Source organism: Caballeronia telluris (assembly GCF_001544495.1).
Taxonomy (GTDB): Bacteria; Pseudomonadota; Gammaproteobacteria; order Burkholderiales; family Burkholderiaceae; genus Caballeronia; species Caballeronia telluris.
In genome coordinates, this window is the sequence record NZ_FCNZ02000015.1 from 16,720 (window position 1) to 36,596 (window position 19,877).

Sequence of the window (19,877 nt, forward strand, 5' to 3'; positions counted from 1 at the left end):
CATCGACGTGACCACGACCGTGACTTCACGATGGATCGACATTCCCGCCGACAGCGACAGCTTTCAGGGTTATCTCGCGCTGCCGAAGACGGGCAAAGGCCCGGGCGTCATCATCCTGCAGGAGATTTTCGGGGTGAACGCGCACATTCGCAGCGTCGCGGACCAATACGCCGCCGACGGTTACGTGGCGCTGGCGCCCGACGTTTTCTGGCGCACGCAGCCGCGCGTCGAACTGGGCTATGAAGGCGCCGACCGCGAAAAGGCGATGGAACTGCTGCAGAAGACGGATCTTGCGAAGGCCGTCGCCGACGTCGGCGCGGCCGCGAGCGCGCTGCGGGCCTTGCCCGAAGTGAGCGGCCAGGTCGCCGCGATTGGCTATTGCTTCGGCGGACGGCTCGCGTATCTGGCGGCGGCTGAGGGCACGGTCGATCTGGGCGTCGCCTATTACGGCGGCGGCATCCAGAACCAGCTCGATCGCGCCGACAGCATCAAGGTGCCGATGCAATTCCACTACGGCGAACTCGACGCGCACATTCCGGTGTCGGCGGTCGGCGAAGTGCGCGAGCGTTTCGCGGGCCGCAACGACGCCGAAGTCCACGTCTATCCGAACGCCGACCACGGCTTCAACTGCGGCGAGCGCGCGTCGTACAACGCGCATGCGTCGGCGCTTGCGCACGGCCGCACGCTCACCTTCCTCGGCGAGCATCTGCGCTAGGCCGGTCAGCGTCGCGTGAAAAGATAATGCGCGACGCCCCACTACACGCCCGAGCGAAAACCGAAGCGTTCAGCCACCGCCATATAGAACATACGCCAGCGCTGAAAGCAGCGCGGCGCATCGGCGCGTCCGCAGGTCCGGATCAGGAGCGGCGAGCGGCAAGAGGCGCGTGCGCGCCGCGGCAAGATTGACGAGCCAGTCAGCCGTTGACGTTGCGCTATATCAGCGCGGGCAATCCCTCGACCAGCAGGAACGCCACCAGCACGCCGACCAGCGCGCCGAACGCTCGAAGCACGTTGTTCTTGAAATGCGATGCGCACGGAATGGCGCCGAGAAAAAGTGCGCCGGCAAGCGCCATCGGGATGATCAGGATGAAGTCGCCGATAGTGAAGTACGTCATTGCTCGTCTCCCTTCGTCTTACCCGGCGCCGCGCGATGTTCGCCCGGCGCTGTACTGACGATTCGAGTATAGGCCGCGCTTTCGCGACATGCCGCACGATATGGCGGACGCTGTGTGGCGCGCCGGACGCTCGCCCTTGCCAGTCAAGCGTTCGCGGCGACCCGAATTAAGCGGACGCGGAAAAACCCTTAGATTCGCCAGGTTTCGATTCGCTTTCGAATGACGATTGCGTTCACGCCGCCGTACCGCGTTCGCGCCGGTCGAGATACACCGCGCCCGCGAGTCCGACGAGGAGAAGCGCCGCGATCAGCCCGACGACGCCGCTCCAGCCAAAGCCTGTCCAGAAATGGCCGCCATACGAGCCGATCACGCTCGACCCGATGTAATACGCGAGCAGATAAAGCGCGGCCGCCTGTCCTTTCGCATGCAAGGCGAGGCGTCCGACCCAGCCGCTCGCCACCGAATGACCGGCGAAAAAGCCGAACGTCAGACACGCGATCCCGCCGACGATGACCGGCAGCGACATCGACATCGTCAGCAGGACGCCCGTCATCATCAGCGCGAGACTCGCGATCAGCACGCGTCCGCGCCCGAAGACGTCGGCCATTTTTCCGGACCACGGCGACGCGACGACACCCGTCAGATAGACGGTGAAGATCGCGCCGATCTGCGTCTGGTTCAGCCTGAACGGCGCGCCGATCAGCCGGTAGCCGACATAGTTGTACAGCGTGACGAAGCTGCCCATCAGCACGAAGCCCATCAGGAAGAGAAACGGCAGGTCGCGGTTCCGGATGTGCGCAGCGAGCGCGCTTCGATGGTGACGAAAGCCCATGCCGCGCCGTGGCACGAAGCGTCGCGAGGGCGGCAGGAGCGCGCGGAACGCGAGCGTCGAAAGCAGCCCGAGCGCGCCGATGCCGCCGATCGCCACGCGCCACGAGAAGAAATCCGCGAGCACGCCGCTGATCACGCGGCCGGCCATGCCGCCTATCGCGGTGCCGCCGACGTAAAGCCCCATCGCGAGTCCGAGCCCTTCCGGCTCGACCTCCTCCGCGAGGTACGCCATCGCGACGGCGGGAACGCCGCCGAGCGCGAGCCCTTCGAGCGCGCGCACGAAAAGCAGCGCGTGCCAGTTCGGCAGGAACGCGGCGATGATCGTGAGGATCGACGACGCCGTCAGCGACATCGTCATCAGGCGATGACGGCTCCAGCCTTCGGAGACGAACCCGGCGACGAAGATCGCGAGCGCGAGCGACGCCGTCGAGACCGACACCGACAGCGCGCTTTCTGCCGGACTGACACCGAAGGCTGCGCTAAATTCGGGCAGAAGCGGCTGCACGCAATAGAGCAGCGAGAAAGTCGCATAACCGGCGAACAGCAGCGCGAGCGACGCGTGCCAGTAAGCGCGCGAGCCGCGTTCGAGGAAAGGCGGGGAATCGGGAGAAGAAGAACGGCAGGTACGGGAAGACGAGGGCCGGTGCGGCGCCGGCGAAGCTGTCACGACAAACCTCCGGGAACGCAAAAGCCCCTTACCTTACGCCATTGCCAAGCATCGTGCCGAGCGCGGCTCAAGGCGCTTTCGTCGTCCTTTCGTGATGCCGCGCGTTGTCATGCGCACGTAACCGGATCGCGATTCGTTGGATGCTGGACACGCGACACTTGGACCGCGCGCGCGTCGATGCGCTAAAGTAGAAGCGCGATACGAGCAACGAAGCCGCCCGCGGTGTGCCCATGGCAACGCGCGCAAGCGGCCGCAGTCTGGTGCACCGGCCCTGGAAAGCCCGTGCTTGGTAACGATAATTTGACCGGCGCGAGACGTCCGCAGCCGGCACTCTGACGGGGATTCATCATGCAAATCGGTTCGATTGTCCGCTCCGTGCATATCGCCGTGCCTCAGGGCGCGCGCGGCATCGTGATGCGAATTCTTGGCGACATGGCGATGGTCGCGTGGTACGAGGGCGAGCCCGGTGTATCGAAGCTGCTCAACACGGAACCGTTCTTCCTCGAGGATCTCATCGATACCGGCGATATCGTGCGGCCGGCGAATTCGGTCGTTCACTAGGCATTTGCGGGCAACGGCGCGTGCCGGGCGCGTCAATGCGCGGCACAATGCCGGAATGAACCACGAACCGTCAGTAGCACCCGGCGATGCGCAATCCGCACCGCCCTTCGCCGGACTCACGCCCGAGCGCGTCCTCGACGCGCTCGACAGCGTCCTTCTGCCCGTGGGCGAACGCACCGACGGGCGCATGCTCCCGCTCAACAGCTACGAAAACCGCGTCTACCAGGTCGGCATGGAAGACGGGCCGCCGGTCGTCGCGAAGTTTTATCGGCCGAAAAGATGGTCGGACGACGCGATTCTCGAAGAGCACGCGTTCGTCGCGGAACTCGCCCGGCGCGAGATTCCGGCCGTGCCCGCGCGCGTGCTGAACGACGCGTCGCTGCATCATTTCGACGGCTTTCGCTTCTCGATCTTCGAGCGCCGCGGCGGCCGCGCGCCGGACATCGAGGGCCGCGACAGCAGCGAAACGCTCGAATGGCTCGGACGCTTCATCGGTCGGATTCACGCGGTGGGCGGCATCGAGACGTATCGCGAGCGGCCGACGCTCGATATCCAGAGTTTCGGCTTCGAGCCGCGCGATTTTCTGCTGACGCACGACTTCGTGCCCCGCGACGTGCGCGAGGCCTACGAGAGCGTCGTGCGGATGGCGCTGGAAGGCGTCGAACGCTGCTTCGAGCGCGCGGGCGACATCCGCCCGATCCGGCTGCACGGCGACTGCCACCCGAGCAACGTACTGTGGACCGACGCGGGCCCGCATTTCGTCGATTTCGACGACAGCCGCATGGGCCCGGCCGTCCAGGATCTCTGGCTGCTGCTGCCGGGCGAGCGCGCGGAGGCGTCGCGCGCGCTTGCCGATCTCCTCGCCGGCTACGAGGATTTCTGCGATTTCGAGCCGCGCGAACTGCATCTGGTCGAGGCGCTGCGCACGTTGCGTCTGATTCACTACTCGGCGTGGCTCGCGCGCCGCTGGGACGACCCCGCGTTTCCCGCCGCGTTTCCGTGGTTCAACACGCAGCGTTATTGGGAAGACCGCATCCTCGAATTGCGCGAGCAGGTCGCCGCGATGGACGAAGGACCGCTCTGGCCGGTCTGAATCCCTTTCCTCCCATTTCCCCTTCCATCGTTTCATTACGGCGAATTTCAGCGGCTTGAACAAACCCATTCGTCGTGTAATGATAACGATTCTCATTCGTTGTCTATCAGGGCCGATGCGGCGGCAACCGCTCCGGTCCGATTTCCTTTTCCCGCCGAATAACGGAGAGACGCGTGAACGCGCCCGAGCACATCGAGCAACAAGCGCCATCGAAGGCATCCGCCAAGCGCTACAAACAACACACCGAGCCGGGAACGCATCGCCTCATCGACGATGCGGAGCAGGCCGTGCGTCGCAGCCGCTCGCGGCGCGCGACGTTCATCAAGTGGCTGCGCAAGGTGCATGGCTGGGTCGGGCTGTGGGGCGCGGTGCTCGGACTTCTGTTCGGCACGACGGGATTTCTACTCAACCATCGCGGCGGCCCGCTGAAGATTTCGACCGGCGAACCGCAGGTTTCGCAGATGCAACTCGCCGTGCCCGCGCAAGGATTTCACTCGCCGAAGGAACTCGGCGGCTGGCTCAAGGGCGAATTGAAGATCGACGGGAATGTCGGTCGCGTGAAGCGCGAAGCGGCGCGGCCGGTCGCCTGGGGCGATCAGAAGACGATGCAGCCCGAACAGTGGACCATAATGATCGCGTCGCCGGGCGGCGGGGTGTCGGCGGAATATTGGGTGGGGAACGGCTTCGTGTCGGTGAAGCGCACCGAGAACAGCTTCCTCGCGACGATGAGCAATCTGCACAAGGGCGTGGGATTGAGCGTCGGGTGGGTGCTGCTGATCGACACGCTCGCGGGGAGCATCATTCTGCTCTCGTTGACGGGCGTCCTGCTGTGGACCGAGTTGAACAAGCGGCGGACCGTGGGGGTGGTGCTGGTGGGGGCGTCGATTGTGGCGGCCGTGGTTTGCGGGATGATGTGAACGGGACACCGCTCACACGCACGCATCTGGCGCGACTTTGCAATTGTTCACATTCCAGGTTGTTTTCGAGACAAATCGACTTCTAGAATCGGTGCACGCGGGCTGCTTACGCGGACAACCGCTGTTACGTATCAGGACAGAAGCGGCATCGACCGCTCCGTCCGATTCCCTTTCCGCGCTGAATGACGGAGAGACGTGTGAATGCGCCCGACCACATCGAGCAACAAGCACCATCCAACGCAGCCGCGAAGCGGCACAAACAATCTACTGAGCCCGCGACGCATCGCCTCATCGACGATTCGGAACAGGCCGTGCGTCGCGGCCGCTCGCGGCGCGCGACGTTCATCAAATGGCTGCGCAAGATGCATGGCTGGATCGGGCTGTGGGGTGCGGTGCTCGGCCTTCTGTTCGGCACGACGGGATTCCTGCTCAACCATCGCGGCGGGCCGCTGAAGATTTCGACCGGCGAACCGCAGGTCTCGCAGATGCAGCTCGCCGTGCCCGCGCAAGGACTTCACTCGCCGGAGGAACTCGGGGGATGGCTCAAGCGCGAATTGAAGATCGACGGGAATGTCGGACGCGTGAAACGCGAAGCGGCGCGCCCGGTCGGGTGGGGCGATCAGAAGACGATGCAGCCCGAGCAGTGGACCGTAATGATCGCGTCGCCGGGCGGCGGGGTGTCGGCGCAATACTGGGTGGGCAACGGTTTCGTGTCGGTGAAGCGCACGGAGAACAGCCTCCTCGCGACGATGAGCAATCTGCACAAGGGCGTGGGACTGAGCGTCGGCTGGGTGCTGCTCATCGATACGCTCGCGGGGAGCATCATCCTGCTGTCGCTGACCGGCGTGCTGCTTTGGACCCAGTTGAACAAGCAGCGGACCGTGGGCGTCGTGCTCGTGGGGGCGTCGATTGCGGCGGCTGTGGTGTGCGGGATGATGTGAACAAGACACCTCTTACATGCTTGCGATCATTGATGCGATCGAGCCCATGGCCCGATCGCATCTACTAGCTAAAAGCCAGCTAAAAGCCGCTAGTTTGGCAAATACGTTTCAATCCGCATGCTCGCGAAAGCATGACTTCCAATCAAGTTTGGCGACCTCCGGCTATCGCAAAGGTCGCCCACCGACTTTAACGTCGGCGCATTCTTCTCTGCCTCCCACACGCACGAAGGCTTGCAGTTCTCGAGCGTCGTGAGTGCCCCGACACGTCTCGACTTGCGCAACGCGTGGATCGATGTTTCCTTGTACGTTTTTTGCTTATCCGCTCATTCTGCAAAACGACCCAGCGACTGCAATTGATACTTAAGCAAACAATACGATTCGCTATCCTTATTTTTGAGTGAAGCTCTCGAATTACTAACGATGCTGCCACCTCCGTTAGTGAAAAAAGTCATGACACCATCACGGCATCATGTTCGAGTAACAACGTAGCACTCCGATCTGTGCCTCAATCCATTGGCAAATACGAAGTGCTCGACACTATGAGGCTCAAACATACACCGCGCATCCTGAGTTTTCAATCATTCGCACCCCAATATGTTTTTGAGACAAATCGCGCACTAGAATCGGCGATGCGGACCGCTTGCCCGGATGCCGGCCCGACAACCAAAACGGAGGCGAGCAATTGTCGAACTCATCACGCTTCTACGCGCACTCGACCGACACGACCGACAGATCCGACTGGCAGCCTCTTGCGGACCATCTGAACGCCGTCGCCCTTCTCGCGGGAGGTTTCGCCCGGCCATTCGGCGCGGAAGCACTCGCGCATGTCGCCGGGTTGCTGCACGACCTCGGCAAATACAGCGCCGAATTCCAGCGACGCCTCGAAGGAGGAGCCCGCGTCGATCACTCGACCTGGGGCGCAAAGCTCGCCTGCGAACGATATGGACGCCTTGGACGGCTCATCGCCTACGCGATCGCGGGACATCACGCGGGACTCGCCAATGGCCGCGAAGCGGGCGAACGGACGGCGCTCGACGAACGACTCAAGGCGCGGCTGCCGGATCTGTCGCCCGCATTCGAGCGCGAACTCACGCTGCCAGCGTCGGCTGCCGAAGTCATGCCGTCGGAATTGCGGAAAGACAAAACTCGCCAACAATTCCAGCTCTCGCTGCTGACGCGCATGATCTTCTCGTGCGTCGTCGATGGCGACTATCTGGATACCGAACGATTCTATGGCGACCCGGACACCCTGCGCGCACGCGATGCGCCAAAGCCGAGCCTGATCGAACTGCGCGCCCGCCTCGACGAGTATCTCAGCCGCTTCAAGATAGAGAAGCCCATCGACGCCACACGCGCCGACATCCTCTCTCATGCCCGCTCCCGCGCAGAGAACGCGCCCGGCATGTTCTCGCTCACCGTTCCGACAGGCGGCGGCAAAACGCTCACATCGCTCGCCTTCGCGCTAGATCACGCGATCGCGCACGGACTCGATCGCATCATTTTCGTGATCCCGTTCACGAGCATCGTCGAGCAAAATGCCGCCGTGTTCCGCGAGGCATTCGGCGATCTCGGCGAGCACGCAATCGTCGAACATCACAGCGCCTTCACCGAGCCGAAGGGCATGAAGCACGACTCCGCCGCCAAGCTTCGCATCGCGATGGAAAACTGGGACGCGCGCGTCGTCGTCACGACGTCGGTGCAATTTTTCGAGAGTCTCTACGCCGCGCGCCCGTCGCGTTGCCGCAAGCTGCACAACATCGCGAACAGCGTCGTGATTCTCGATGAAGCGCAGGTGCTGCCGCTGCCGCTGCTTCGGCCTTGCGTCACGGTGCTCGACGAACTCGCGCTCAACTACCGCACGAGCGTCGTGCTCTGCACCGCAACGCAGCCCGCGCTGAATGCGCCGAAGTTCGAAGGCGGCTTCGCCAACGTGCGCGAACTCGCGCCCGAGCCGCAGCGTTTGTTCGACGCCCTGGCCCGCGTGAAGCTGGAGATAGCCGGCCCGCTCGACGATGAGCAACTCGCTCAGCGCATGCGCGATCGCGATCGGGTGTTATGCATCGTGAACAACAAACGGCACGCGCAGGCGCTGTTCAAATCGATCGAACACGAGCCGGGCGCGCGTCATCTCAGCACGCTGATGCACGCGACCCATCGCACGCGCGTGCTCGATGACGTGCGCAAACTTCTCAAAGAAGAAAAGCCTTGCCGCCTCGTCTCGACTTCGCTGATCGAAGCGGGCGTCGACGTGGATTTCCCCCATGTCCTGCGTGCGGAAGCGGGCCTCGACTCGATCGCGCAAGCCGCGGGCCGCTGCAATCGCAACGGCAAGCGCCCGCGCGACGAAAGCATCGTCACGGTATTTTGGCCGGCCAACCCGGACTGGAAGCCGCCGAAGGAACTGGAAGCATTCGCGGACAAAGCGCGTGAAGTGCTGCGCAACCACGGGGATGATCCGTTGTCGCTCGCAGCGATCGAGACGTACTTCAACGAGCTTTACTGGCAAAAGGGCGTCGAGGCGCTCGACAAGCGCAACCTGCTCGGCTTGATCGAGGATGGCGGGCTGGACGGATTCGCGTTCGAGCATATCGAGCGGGCGTTCCGGATGATCGACAACGCCGACATGCCCATCATCGTCGCCGACGACGAGCAATCGCAAAAACTGGTTCGCGACCTTCGCTTCGCCACCCAATGCGGCGGAACTGCCCGCAAGCTTCAGCCGTACATCGTCCAGGTACGCCCTCAGGTTCACGCACGGCTGGCGGCATCGGGCGCGATCCAGCCGATCGAACAGGAACGCTTCGGCACCCAGTTCATGCAATTGATCACCATGAATCTCTATGACGAACGGTACGGCCTTCGTGTCGATGAAGACAGTGGCTTGACGATCGAGGGTCTGATTCGCTGAAATCGTGGAGCCTTGATCCAAGTCCGTTTAATTTAATCAGGATTTCTGATAGCTTATAAGCCGATCCCAGCACGAAAGACAAGAGAGACAACATGGCATATGGAATCCGCCTGCACATCTGGGGCGACAGAGCCTTGTTCACGCGGCCCGAAATGAAGGTCGAACGCGTGTCCTACGACGTCATCACGCCGTCGGCCGCGCGTGGAATCGTCGAGGCGATTCACTGGAAGCCGGCAATCCGCTGGATCGTCGATCGCATTCAGGTGTTGAAGCCAGTTCGCTTCGATACCATTCGCCGCAACGAAGTCGCGAGCAAGATCCCGGCAGCGAGCGCGCGCTCGGCGATGAAGGCGGCACGCGTCGATGGCCTCGTCAATTTCGTCGATGAAGACCGCCAACAGCGTGCATCCATGATCCTGCGCGACGTCGCCTATGTGATCGAAGCGCATTTCGTTCTGACCGACAAGGCCGAAGCCGGCGAGACCGTCGGCAAGCACCTGGACATCTTCAACCGGCGTGCGCGCAAGGGCCAATGCTTTCACACGCCCTGCTTCGGCACCCGCGAGTTTCCCGCGAATTTCGAGTTGCTCGAAGACGGCAAGGACGCGCCCGCGCCGCACGAATCGCTGATCGAGACGAAAGACCTCGGCTGGATGCTGCACGACATCGATTTCGACAACGGCATGACGCCGCACTTCTTCCGCGCGTCCATGAAGAACGGCTGGATCGAGATTCCGCCGCTGGTCCGCGAAGGGAGCACGCGATGATCTTCAGCGCCCTCGCGCAGCATTACGACCGGCAAGCGAAGCGCGGCAAGCTTCCCGCTTTCGGGCTGAGTCAGGAGAAGATCAGCTTCGCGCTGCTTCTCGCGAAGGACGGAACACTCGTCGATGTGGACGATATTCGCGACCACGAAGGCAAGAGGCCGAAGTGGAAACTGCTGACCGTGCCGGCTTCGTTCAAGCGCCCGGGCATCTCGCCGGCGCCGTTCTTCCTTTGGGATAAGACCGCGTTCGTGCTCGGCGTCGAACAAAAGGCGGGGTCGGGCGCGCCCGCGCTGAATCTGAAGTCGCATGGCGCGTTCAAGGCGCTGCATCTGGAGCGCCTTGCCGATGCGACCGACGAAGGACTCGTCGCGTTGCGGAAGTTTCTCGAAGCGTGGGTGCCGGAGAAGTGGAGCGAATTTCCCGCCATCGTCAAACATGTGCCGGAATTGTTCGCGTCGAATGTGGTGTTCAGGCTCGATGGCGTCGCGGGCTACATCCATGAAAGCGCGGCGGCGAACGAACTGGTCGCGCGCCACGGCGCGGATGACGATAGTCCCACGGCCATGTGTCTCGTCACGGGCGATGCACGGCCGATCGCGCGGCTGCATCCGGCCATCAAGGGCGTCTGGGGCGCGCAGGTTGCCGGGGCATCGATCTTGTCCTTCCACGTCGACTGTTCCAAGTCATATGGAAAGGAGAATGGCGCCAATGCGCCCGTCTCGACGTCCGCCGCGTTCGGTTACACCACGGTCCTCAATCATCTGCTGCAACGCGACCCGCATCATCGGCAATGCGTGCAGATCGGCGATGCCAGCGTCGTGTTCTGGGCCGAAGCCAACGACGAATCCGCGCAGGAAGCGGCCGAATCGCTGTTCTTGGACATACTCGATCCCCCGCCGCCGACCGATTCTTCCGAAACGGCCAATCTGCGGCACGCGCTCGAAGCGGTATCGCAGGGACGCGCACTCGATACGCTCGATACGCGCCTCGACCCGAAAACGAAGATGTTCGTGCTGGGGCTCTCGCCGAATGCGTCGCGGCTGTCGATCCGGTATTGGGCGACAGCAAGCCTCGAGGAGTTCGCGAAACGCCTCGCGCAGCACTACGACGATCTTCTGATCGAACCCGTGCCGTGGAAGACGCCGCCCGCCGCGTGGCGTCTTCTCGCTGCCACCGCCGCGCAAGAAAAGAGCGAGAACATCCCGCCACAACTCGCGGGCGCCATGATGCGCGCGGTGCTCACCGGGTCGCGCTATCCGCGTTCGCTGTTGAGCGCCGCCATCGTGCGCATGCGCGCGGACAAGGACGTCTCGGGTCTGCGCGTGGCGTTATGCAAAGCCGTTCTCGCGCGCGATCTGCGCCTGAACGTGAAAGGAATCGCAACGGAGATACCTGTGAGCCTGAATAGAAACGATCCCACGCCGAGCTACCGTCTCGGCCGCCTGTTCTCGGTTTTGGAGAGCATTCAGAACGCCGCGCTGGGTGACAAGCTCAATGCAACGATTCGCGACCGCTATTACGGTTCGGCGTCCGCGACACCCGTGCTCGTGTTTCCGCTTCTGATGCGCGGTGCGCAAAACCATCTTTCGAAGGCGATGACGACGCCCGAGACCCGAGGCCGCGCCATCTCGCTCGAACGGGAAGCCGGCGAGATCCTCGACGGCATGGGCAGCCACTTTCCGCGCACGTTGTCGCTGGAGGATCAGGGCTGCTTTGCGATCGGCTATTACCACCAGCGCAGCGAACGCTTCCGGCGCAAGTCCGACCACAACGACGCGTCCGGTGTCACTGACGACCACACTGATCCCATCACGGAAGAAACAACCGCATGACCACCATCGCCAATCGCTACGAATTCGTCTATCTGTTCGACGTGACCAACGGCAATCCCAACGGTGACCCGGACGCGGGCAACCTCCCGCGGCTCGATCCGGAAACGAACCATGGCCTCGTCACCGATGTCTGCCTCAAGCGCAAGATTCGCAATTACGTGAGCCTGGAGAAAGAGGGCGAAGCTGGACATGCGATCTACATGCAGGAAAAGGCCGTGCTGAACAATCAGCACAGGAAGGCTTATCAGGCAGAGAATCTCGAACCCGTCGATAAAAGATTGCCGAAAGATCCAAAGCAGGCAGACGCCCCGACCCGGTGGATGTGCGACAACTTCTTCGACATCCGCGCGTTCGGCGCCGTGATGACCACCGGCGTCAATTGCGGGCAGGTGCGCGGGCCGGTTCAGTTCACGTTCGCATCGTCGATCGAACCGGTCGTGCCGATGGAAGTGTCGATCACGCGCATGGCCGTCACGCATGAGAAAGACGCCGACAACGAACGCACGATGGGACGCAAGCACATCCTTCCGTACGGACTCTACCGCGCGCACGGCTTCATCTCCGCGAAGCTCGCCGAACGCACCGGATTCACGGAGGACGATCTCGAACTCCTCTGGCGCTCGCTCACCGGCATGTTCGAACACGACCGCTCGGCCGCGCGCGGCGAGATGGCGGCGCGCAAGCTCATCGTCTTCAAGCACGATCATCCGATGGGCAACGCGCCGGCGCATGTGCTCTTCGACGCCGTGAAAGTCGCGCGGACGACGACGGACGCCGATCTGCCCGCGCGCTACTTCTCGAACTACGAAGTGACGATCGACGCGCACAGCATTCCGGCCGGCGTGACGGTGATCGACCGCATCTAGGATGACAGACGGCGCATCCGTCGACGAAGCCACGATTCCCCTCTCGGCGCTTCAGCATTTTCTGCACTGTCCGCGTCAGTGCGCGCTGATCCACGTCGAGCGCATCTGGACGGAAAACGTCTACACCGCCGAGGGGCGCGTGCTGCACGAGCGCGCCGACACGCCGCGCACCGCCGGCCGGCACGGTGTCCGAACGGTGACGGCCATGCCGTTATCGAATCCCGGTCTGGGCCTCGTGGGCGTCGCGGATGTCGTCGAGTTTCATCAGCCGGACGACGGCTCTCGCGAGCGCGCTTATCCGGTGGAATACAAGCGTGGACGTCCGAAGGCTCACCGCGCGGACGAAGTTCAGCTATGCGCACAGGCGCTGTGCCTCGAATCGATGCTCGGCCAGCCGATCGACGAAGGCGCGCTCTTCTACGGCACGACGCGGCGGCGGCGGATCCTGTCCTTCGATGCCAAACTCCGGCATCTGACGCTCGCGACCATCGAAGCGGTTCGCGCGTTGATGCGCAACGCACGGACCCCGCCTGCTCGATACGAAGCGCGCCGCTGCGACGCCTGCTCATTGATCGACGACTGTCGGCCTCGGACGCTGAGCCGGCACGCCTCGGCGAAGACGTGGTTCGACGCCCAACTTGAGACTGATCCATGCGACGGCAGTTGAACACGCTCTACGTGACGACCGAGGGTGCGTGGCTCAAGAAGGACGGCGCGAATGTCGTCATGGAAGTGGACGGCGCCGAGCGCGCGCGTCTGCCGATTCACATGCTGGCGAGCGTCGTCTGCTTGGGTCGCGTGCTCGTGTCGCCGCCGCTGCTCGGGTATTGCGCGGAACAGGGCGTGAGCGTCGCGTATCTGTCGGCCAGCGGGCGGTTTCTCGCGCGCGTCGAAGGTCCGGTGGCCGGCAACGTGCTGCTGCGCCGCGAGCAGTATCGCGTGAGCGACGACCTGCCGCGCGCGGTGCCGATCGTGCGCAACGTCCTGGCGGGCAAGCTATACAACCAGCGCGCGGTGATAAGCCGTGCGTTGCGCGACCATGGCGACGACTTCCCGGATGATCGTCGGCAAGAGATCGAACGGGCGCGCACGCGTCTCGCGATGATCGCGCGGCGTCTGCGGATCGAATGCGACATCGACGTGTTGCGTGGTCTGGAAGGCGAGGCCGCGCAGAGCTATTTCGGCGTGTTCGGTCATTTGATCCGCGTCAAGCATCCCGCGCTTCAGTTTCGCGGCCGAAACCGGCGGCCGCCGCTCGATGCGATCAACGCGGTCCTTTCCTTTCTGTACACGCTGCTCACGCACGATTGCCGGTCGGCGCTCGAAACCGTCGGGCTCGATCCTGCCGTGGGCTTTCTTCACCGCGACCGGCCGGGGCGGCCGAGTCTGGCGCTCGATCTGATCGAAGAGATGCGGCCGGTCATCGCGGATCGCCTCGCGCTGTCGCTCGTGAACCGCAAGCAGTTGAACGCGCGGGACTTCAAGACACTCGATAACGGCGCGGTGACGATGAGCGAAGCGGCGCGCAAGGCGATTCTCGTCGCGTATCAGGAACGCAAGCGGGACGAGATGCTGCATCCGTTCATCGACGAAAAAATCCCTCTCGGGATGGTGCCGTTCGTGCAGGCGCAGTTGCTCGCGCGTCATCTGCGCGGCGATCTCGATGCCTATCCGGCGTTTCTCTGGAAGTGAGGAGCCGTTCATGATGGTGTTGGTCAGCTACGACGTCGCGACTTCGTCCGACGGCGGGTCGGGCCGTCTGCGCCGAGTGGCGCGGGCTTGCAGGGATTTTGGTCAGCGCGTGCAGTACTCGGTGTTCGAGATCGAGGTGGATCCGGCGCAGTGGACGTTGCTCAGGCATCGGTTGGTCGGATTGATCGATCCGGAGGTCGATAGCTTGCGCTTTTATTTTCTCGGCAAGAACTGGGGGAAGCGCATTGAGCACGTCGGCGCGAAGGCGGCTGTCGATTTGAACGGGCCGTTGATTGTCTGAGCGAGGGTGGTGGGTGCGAACGTGAAACGGGAGGGGAAATGCCGGGAGGTTCGCGGGGTTTTTAACTACTTGATTATTATGCGGATTCTGGTTGGTTTGGGACCGGTGTGGTGTGGTGATTGCGGTTTTTCCGGTGTCTCCAACAGGTTCGCGGATGAGCGGGGATTTTTGTTGGGGAATCATTGAGTTGGTGGGGATGGCGTCGCGCTCTTCGCGAGCGCGTGGGTTGAAACTTCGCCGCGCATGGGCGCCGGCAATGCGTGTTCGTCGCGCTCTTCGCGAGCGCGTGGGTTGAAACGGTCTTCGTCCTGCTCGATATTGGTGCCGCCCGGTCGCGCTCTTCGCGAGCGCGTGGGTTGAAACGCGACTTCCAAAACGCGCAAGGTGTTGCCAAGCAGGTCGCGCTCTTCGCGAGCGCGTGGGTTGAAACCCGGTCTCGCTCGAGACCATCATCACCGCAGCGGGTCGCGCTCTTCGCGAGCGCGTGGGTTGAAACTTACGCTCATGCCATGATCCCGCCGGCCTGGCTGGTCGCGCTCTTCGCGAGCGCGTGGGTTGAAACAGCACCTTCGTGACGATGTCATTGATGGTGTTGGGTCGCGCTCTTCGCGAGCGCGTGGGTTGAAACTCTGCGTCAGGAACGCCCATGAACAGTTCAGGCAGGTCGCGCTCTTCGCGAGCGCGTGGGTTGAAACGCGATGTATCCGGCAGCGCTCCCGCGCGACCAGTCGTCGCGCTATTCGCGAGCGCGTGGGTTGAAACTGGAACTGTGCGCTGTGATTCGCCCACAACATGGAGACGCGCTCTTCGCGAGCGCGTGGGTTGAAACCACAACGACGTCGAAGTGCGATTTCGCGTGAACTAGTCGCGCTCTTCGCAAGCGCGTGGGTTGAAACAGCATACGAAGCTGGGTGCGTTGCATGAACCCCATCCCGCTCCCCCCTCAAATCCCACAAACCACCCCATCCCTCCCCTCAACCTCCCGCGCGACCTTAGCCCCTTCGACCTTCAACAACTCCGGCAACGACACCCCATTCTTCGCCGCCGTCACCTCCGCGAGAATCGAAACCGCAATCTCCGGAGGGGTCCGGCTCCCGATATAAATCCCCACCGGCCCATGCAACCGGGCCAACTCCGCCTCGGACAAATCAAACTCCTTCAACCGCTCCCGCCGAGCCGCATTATTCCTCCGCGACCCCAGCGCGCCGACATAAAAAGCCGGCGTCTTCAACGCCTCCATCAACGCGAGATCGTCCAGCTTCGGATCGTGCGTCAGCGCAATCACCGCGCATCGTTCATCGAGCTTCATCTCCATGACCGTATCGTCCGGCATGGTCCGCACGATCGTCGTCCCGGGCACGTCCCACTCCTGCGTGTACTCCTCGCGCGGATCGCACACGGTCACCTGATAATCCAGCCCCACCGCGATATTGCACAGATACCGCGACAACTGCCCCGCCCCGATCACGAGCATCCGATAACGCGGCCCGTGGATCGTGAGCAGCGTCGCGTCGTCGAAGAGCGCGCCATCGGTCGCGAGCGCCGGTTCCATCCGCACGTCGCCTGTCGTCATGTCCAGCGACCGCGCGACGAGTCTTCCCGCTTCCACCGCCTCGCACAATCCGGCGATCCCGCTTTGCAGCGTCAACGGCTCCAGCACGAGCTGAATCGTCCCGCCGCAAGGCAGCCCGAAGCGATGCGCCTCTTCCGCCGTGATGCCGTACTTCACGGTCTCGGGCCGCGACTGCTCAATCCCGCGCTGCCGCACACGCTCGATCAGATCGTCTTCGATACACCCGCCCGACACCGAGCCGACCACATGCCCGTCGTCGCGCACGGCGAGCATCGCGCCCTCGGGCCTCGGCGACGAGCCCCACGTCTTCACCACCGTGACGAGTAGCACGCGATGTCCGTCTTCGAGCCACCGAGCGCTGTTCCTCAGGACTTCGAGATCCACGCTGTCCATGATTTCTTTCCTTTCTCCTCATCGTCACCCGGCGCCGCCTCGCTAGCTCCCGCCGCCGGCGCGCCCTGCAACTGCGCACTGAAGCGCTTGAAAAATTCCCCGGCAATCTTGCGCGCCGCCCCATCGACGAGCCGCGAGCCGATCTGCGCGAGCTTCCCGCCGACCTGCGCGTTCGCGCTATACGAGAGCTTCGTCGTGTCGGCGTCGTCGCCGGGTTCGAGATCCACCTTCGCACTGCCCTTGCTGAAACCCGCCGCGCCGCCCTGCCCTTCGAACACGATCGTGTACGTGTGCGGCGCGTCGATCTCGGTGAGATTCATGCGCCCCTTGAAGCGCGCCTTCACCGGGCCGACCGATGCCGTCATCGCCACCGCATACGCGTTCTCGCCGTCGGCTTCGATGCTCTCGCAGCCGGGAATGCAAGCACGCAATATCTCCGTGTCGTTCAGCGCTTCCCATGCGCGCGACTGCGGCACAGGCAACGTGTGAGTCTCGGTCAGTTCCATCGCATGTCTCCTGTGTTGCGGGGCGCCGTGCGTCCGTTCATCGACGCCAGTTCCCGCCCGACAGCAGCAAGGCTGTCGAGGTTATGCGCCGCGAGCATCGCATCGACGTGCGGCAGGATCGCGCGCACGCCCCGCGCGCGCGGCGTGAAGTCCGGATAACGCAACAGCGGATTGAGCCACACGAGCCGATGCGCGAAGCGTGCGAGCCGCGCCATCTCGGCATCGAGCACGTCGATCGCTTCGTGATCGAGGCCGTCGGTCACGAACAGCACCGTCGCCCGCCCCGACAGCACGCGGCGCGCCCACCGCCGGTTGAACTCCGCGAGCGCGGCGCCGATGCGCGTGCCGCCCGACCAGTCGACGACCTGATCCGCCAGCCCCGCGATCGCGACATCGGGATCGCGTTCGCGCAGCGCGCGCGTCGCGTTCGTGAGCCGCGTGCCGAACAGGAAGACCTGCAGCCGTTCGCGCGATTGCAGCAGCGCATGGCAGAAGTAGAGCACAGCCCGCGAATACGCGCTCATCGAGCCGGAAATGTCGAGCAGCAGCACAAGCGGCGGACGGCGCTCGACCGTCGCCCGATACTTCCACACGGTCCAGTCGCCGCCGGATCGCACCGCGTGCCGCGCGCTCGCGCGCAAATCCGCGTGCGTGCCGTGCGACGCCGCCTTGAAACGCCGCGTCGGTTCGGTCGCGAGCGGCAACCGGTGCGAGCGGATCTGATGCCGCAAAGTGCGCCATTCGTCGGCGGTGAGGGTGTCGAAGTCGCGATGGCTCAGGCGCTCGTCCGCGCTGAACGTCATGCGCGCGTGCAGTTGCTCGGGCTCGCGGTCGGGCTCCGCGGGCCGCGTTTGCGTCGACGATTCCGCGCGCGCCGCAAGCGCATCGGCGAGGCGGTTGTTGCGTTTGGGCGGCGGCGCGCCGCTTTTGACCTTCGGCAGCAGCATCGCGCGCAGCTTGCCTTCCCAGTCGGGATCGCGCCAGAAGAGATCGAACGCGGCATCGAAGATATCGCGCTCGTCGGGCGCATGCACGACGAGCGATGCAAGCGTCGCGCGCACGTCGTCGCGACGGGCGATGTCGATCCAGCAGAGCGCGTCGAGCGCATCCACCGCGTGCGCCGGCGACATGCCGAGCCCCGCGCCGCGCAAGAGGCGAATGAAATGCACGACGTTGCGCGCGAACGGTTCCATCGCCGGTCAGCCCGGCGCAGCGAGACACTGCGCGATCGTCTCGCGATCGACGCGCGCCAGGTCGTCCTGATACTTCAGCAGCACACCGAGCGTGTCCTGCACCGATTGCGGATCGAGTTCGCTGACCGACAGCGCGGCGAGCGCGCGGCACCAGTCGATCGTTTCCGCGACGCCCGGCGCCTTGAACAAATCCAGCGTGCGAAGCCGGTGCACGAACGCGACCGCGCGCGCCTGCAATTGCGCGCCGGCTTCGGGCGCGCGCGCCGCGACGATCGCCAGTTCGACATCGCGCTCGGGATAGCCGATCCACTGATACAGACAGCGGCGCTTGAGCGCGTCGTGAACCTCGCGCGTGCGGTTCGACGTCATCACGACGAGCGGCGGCTGCACCGCGCGCACCGTGCCGTACTCGGGAATCGACACCTGAAAATCCGACAGCAGTTCGAGCAGGAACGCTTCGAACGGCTCGTCGGCGCGATCGATTTCGTCGATCAGCAACACGCGCCGTGCGAGCGCGTTCGACGGATCGGGCATCAGCGCCTGCAACAGCGGCCGCTTGAGCAAAAACTCGCTGCGATAGAGCGAATCGTTCGACGGCGCTTCGCCCGATGCTTCCGCGAGCCGCAGCGCCATGATCTGACGCGGATAGTCCCACTCGTAGAGCGCGCTCGCGGTGTCGAGTCCTTCGTAGCATTGCAGGCGCAGCATCGACGTGCCGATGAGCCCCGCCGCCGCCTTCGCCAGTTCGGTCTTGCCGACGCCCGGTTCGCCTTCGAGAAAAAGCGGCCGCTGCATTTTGAGGGCGAGAAAAAGCGCAGTCGCGAGTTCGCGGCTCGCGAAGTACTGTTGCTCGCCCAGGCGCGCGAGCGTTTCGTCGATCGACGCGGGCTCCATGAAGCTCCTGAAGAAACGCTAGAACGCGTTGGCCCGCTCGATCGCGCGGCCGGCAAGCACCGGAATCAGATGCGCGCGGTAGACGGCGCTCGCGTGCATGTCGTCGTTCAGACCGTCGGGCGACATCGTCACGCTGCGCGCCGACGCCACCGAAAAGTCCTTCGACAACGCCGCCTCCAGTTCCTTCGCGCGGAACACGGAAGGCGCCGCGCCCGTCACCGCGACGCGCACGCCGTCCGCGCGCTTCGCCACGAACACGCCGACCAGCGCGAAGTGCGAAGCCGGATTGCGAAACTTCTCGTAGGCGGCGCGCTCGGCGAGCGGAAATTCGACGGCGGTAATCAGCTCGTCGGGTTCGAGCGCGGTCTCGTACATGCCGAGAAAGAAGTCGTCGGCGGCGATGCGGCGGCGGTCCGTCACGACGGTCGCGTTCAGCGCGAGCACGGCCGATGGATAGCACGCGGCGGGATCGTCGTTGGCAAGCGACCCGCCGATCGTGCCGCGCTCCCGAACCTGCCGGTCGCCGATGCGTCCGGCGAGGTCGGCGAGTCCGGGCAGCGCCTTCTGCACGTCCGCGTTCGCGGCGACCAGCGCATGGCACACCGCGCCGCCGATCGTGACCGTGTCGCCGCTCACGCTGATCTGTCTCATCGACGCGATGCGCGTCACGTCGATCAGCGCCGAGGGTTGGGCCAGACGAAGGCGCATCGTCGGGAGGAGGCTTTGTCCGCCCGCGAGGAACTTCGCGTCGCCGTTCGCCGTGAGCGTCTTGACCGCTGCATCGGCCTCGTCGGGTCGCTGGTAATCGAATGTGTACATGTCGAAGT

At 63.9% G+C, this 19,877-nt stretch carries 19 protein-coding genes and 1 CRISPR repeat array; of the genes, 12 read left to right on the forward strand and 7 right to left on the reverse strand.

Annotated features, from left to right (window positions below; translation table 11 throughout):
• Positions 1 to 7: 7 nt before the first annotated feature.
• On the forward strand, positions 8 to 715 hold the full coding sequence (locus tag AWB66_RS19650; RefSeq protein WP_235021174.1) for a dienelactone hydrolase family protein: 708 nt from the start codon (positions 8 to 10) through the stop codon (positions 713 to 715).
• Positions 716 to 932: 217 nt separating this feature from the next.
• Here AWB66_RS19650 and AWB66_RS19655 read toward each other — a convergent pair whose 3' ends face one another.
• Both AWB66_RS19655 and AWB66_RS19660 read right to left on the reverse strand, forming a co-directional pair.
• Positions 933 to 1,115 (reverse strand): hypothetical protein, encoded by a 183-nt coding sequence (locus AWB66_RS19655; RefSeq protein ID WP_087631858.1) that lies wholly within the window; start codon positions 1,113 to 1,115, stop codon positions 933 to 935.
• Positions 1,116 to 1,347: 232 nt separating this feature from the next.
• On the reverse strand, positions 1,348 to 2,613 hold the full coding sequence (locus AWB66_RS19660; protein WP_087631859.1) for an MFS transporter: 1,266 nt from the start codon (positions 2,611 to 2,613) through the stop codon (positions 1,348 to 1,350).
• Between the two features lie 348 nt (positions 2,614 to 2,961).
• On the opposite strand from AWB66_RS19660, the gene AWB66_RS19665 reads away from it, so the two are divergent.
• From AWB66_RS19665 to cas2, 11 genes are all read left to right on the forward strand, one after another.
• On the forward strand, positions 2,962 to 3,174 hold the full coding sequence (locus AWB66_RS19665; RefSeq protein ID WP_087631860.1) for a hypothetical protein: 213 nt from the start codon (positions 2,962 to 2,964) through the stop codon (positions 3,172 to 3,174).
• 55 nt (positions 3,175 to 3,229) lie between these two features.
• A complete protein-coding gene (locus tag AWB66_RS19670; protein ID WP_087631861.1) occupies positions 3,230 to 4,267 on the forward strand; it encodes a serine/threonine protein kinase in 1,038 nt (345 codons plus the stop codon).
• A 173-nt stretch (positions 4,268 to 4,440) separates the two neighbouring features.
• Entirely contained in the window at positions 4,441 to 5,184 is a 744-nt protein-coding gene (locus AWB66_RS19675; protein WP_087631862.1) for a PepSY-associated TM helix domain-containing protein, read from the forward strand.
• Between the two features lie 197 nt (positions 5,185 to 5,381).
• The gene (locus tag AWB66_RS19680) at positions 5,382 to 6,125 is read left to right on the forward strand and encodes a PepSY-associated TM helix domain-containing protein (protein WP_235021175.1); all 744 of its coding nucleotides are present in this window, start codon (positions 5,382 to 5,384) and stop codon (positions 6,123 to 6,125) included.
• A 682-nt stretch (positions 6,126 to 6,807) separates the two neighbouring features.
• Positions 6,808 to 9,033 (forward strand): CRISPR-associated endonuclease Cas3'', encoded by a 2,226-nt coding sequence (locus AWB66_RS19685; protein ID WP_087631864.1) that lies wholly within the window; start codon positions 6,808 to 6,810, stop codon positions 9,031 to 9,033.
• A gap of 92 nt (positions 9,034 to 9,125) precedes the next feature.
• Positions 9,126 to 9,800 (forward strand): type I-C CRISPR-associated protein Cas5c, encoded by a 675-nt coding sequence (cas5c, locus tag AWB66_RS19690; RefSeq protein ID WP_087631865.1) that lies wholly within the window; start codon positions 9,126 to 9,128, stop codon positions 9,798 to 9,800.
• Entirely contained in the window at positions 9,797 to 11,632 is a 1,836-nt protein-coding gene (gene cas8c, locus AWB66_RS19695; RefSeq protein WP_087631866.1) for a type I-C CRISPR-associated protein Cas8c/Csd1, read from the forward strand. Before cas5c ends, cas8c begins: the two co-directional genes overlap by 4 nt.
• A complete protein-coding gene (gene cas7c / locus AWB66_RS19700; RefSeq protein WP_087631867.1) occupies positions 11,629 to 12,498 on the forward strand; it encodes a type I-C CRISPR-associated protein Cas7/Csd2 in 870 nt (289 codons plus the stop codon). The genes cas8c and cas7c overlap by 4 nt, the downstream gene beginning before the upstream one ends.
• A 1-nt stretch (position 12,499) precedes the next feature.
• Positions 12,500 to 13,165: a CRISPR-associated protein Cas4 gene (gene cas4 / locus AWB66_RS19705; protein WP_087631868.1), complete on the forward strand. Its 666-nt coding sequence runs from the start codon at positions 12,500 to 12,502 to the stop codon at positions 13,163 to 13,165.
• Positions 13,150 to 14,190: a type I-C CRISPR-associated endonuclease Cas1c gene (gene cas1c, locus AWB66_RS19710; protein WP_087631869.1), complete on the forward strand. Its 1,041-nt coding sequence runs from the start codon at positions 13,150 to 13,152 to the stop codon at positions 14,188 to 14,190. The genes cas4 and cas1c overlap by 16 nt, the downstream gene beginning before the upstream one ends.
• 10 nt (positions 14,191 to 14,200) lie before the next feature.
• Positions 14,201 to 14,491 carry a CRISPR-associated endonuclease Cas2 gene (cas2, locus tag AWB66_RS19715; RefSeq protein WP_087631870.1) on the forward strand — a complete coding sequence of 97 codons (291 nt, stop codon included), beginning with the start codon at positions 14,201 to 14,203 and terminating at the stop codon, positions 14,489 to 14,491.
• Positions 14,492 to 14,691: 200 nt separating this feature from the next.
• Positions 14,692 to 15,387: a CRISPR direct-repeat array (repeat unit 33 nt; unit sequence GGTCGCGCTCTTCGCGAGCGCGTGGGTTGAAAC).
• A gap of 47 nt (positions 15,388 to 15,434) precedes the next feature.
• Here cas2 and AWB66_RS19720 read toward each other — a convergent pair.
• From AWB66_RS19720 to AWB66_RS19740, 5 genes are read right to left on the reverse strand one after another with little or no spacing between them, the layout of a single operon-like run.
• Positions 15,435 to 16,457, reverse strand: coding sequence for an XdhC family protein (locus AWB66_RS19720; RefSeq protein ID WP_087631871.1), 1,023 nt, complete (start codon positions 16,455 to 16,457; stop codon positions 15,435 to 15,437).
• Entirely contained in the window at positions 16,430 to 16,963 is a 534-nt protein-coding gene (locus AWB66_RS19725; RefSeq protein WP_087631872.1) for an SRPBCC family protein, read from the reverse strand. Before AWB66_RS19725 ends, AWB66_RS19720 begins: the two co-directional genes overlap by 28 nt.
• Positions 16,954 to 18,156, reverse strand: a complete 1,203-nt coding sequence (locus AWB66_RS19730; protein ID WP_087631873.1) for a vWA domain-containing protein — start codon at positions 18,154 to 18,156, stop codon at positions 16,954 to 16,956. Before AWB66_RS19730 ends, AWB66_RS19725 begins: the two co-directional genes overlap by 10 nt.
• A gap of 6 nt (positions 18,157 to 18,162) precedes the next feature.
• On the reverse strand, positions 18,163 to 19,050 hold the full coding sequence (locus AWB66_RS19735) for an AAA family ATPase (RefSeq protein WP_087631874.1): 888 nt from the start codon (positions 19,048 to 19,050) through the stop codon (positions 18,163 to 18,165).
• An 18-nt stretch (positions 19,051 to 19,068) separates the two neighbouring features.
• On the reverse strand, positions 19,069 to 19,869 hold the full coding sequence (locus tag AWB66_RS19740; protein ID WP_087631875.1) for an FAD binding domain-containing protein: 801 nt from the start codon (positions 19,867 to 19,869) through the stop codon (positions 19,069 to 19,071).
• Positions 19,870 to 19,877 lie beyond the last annotated feature (8 nt).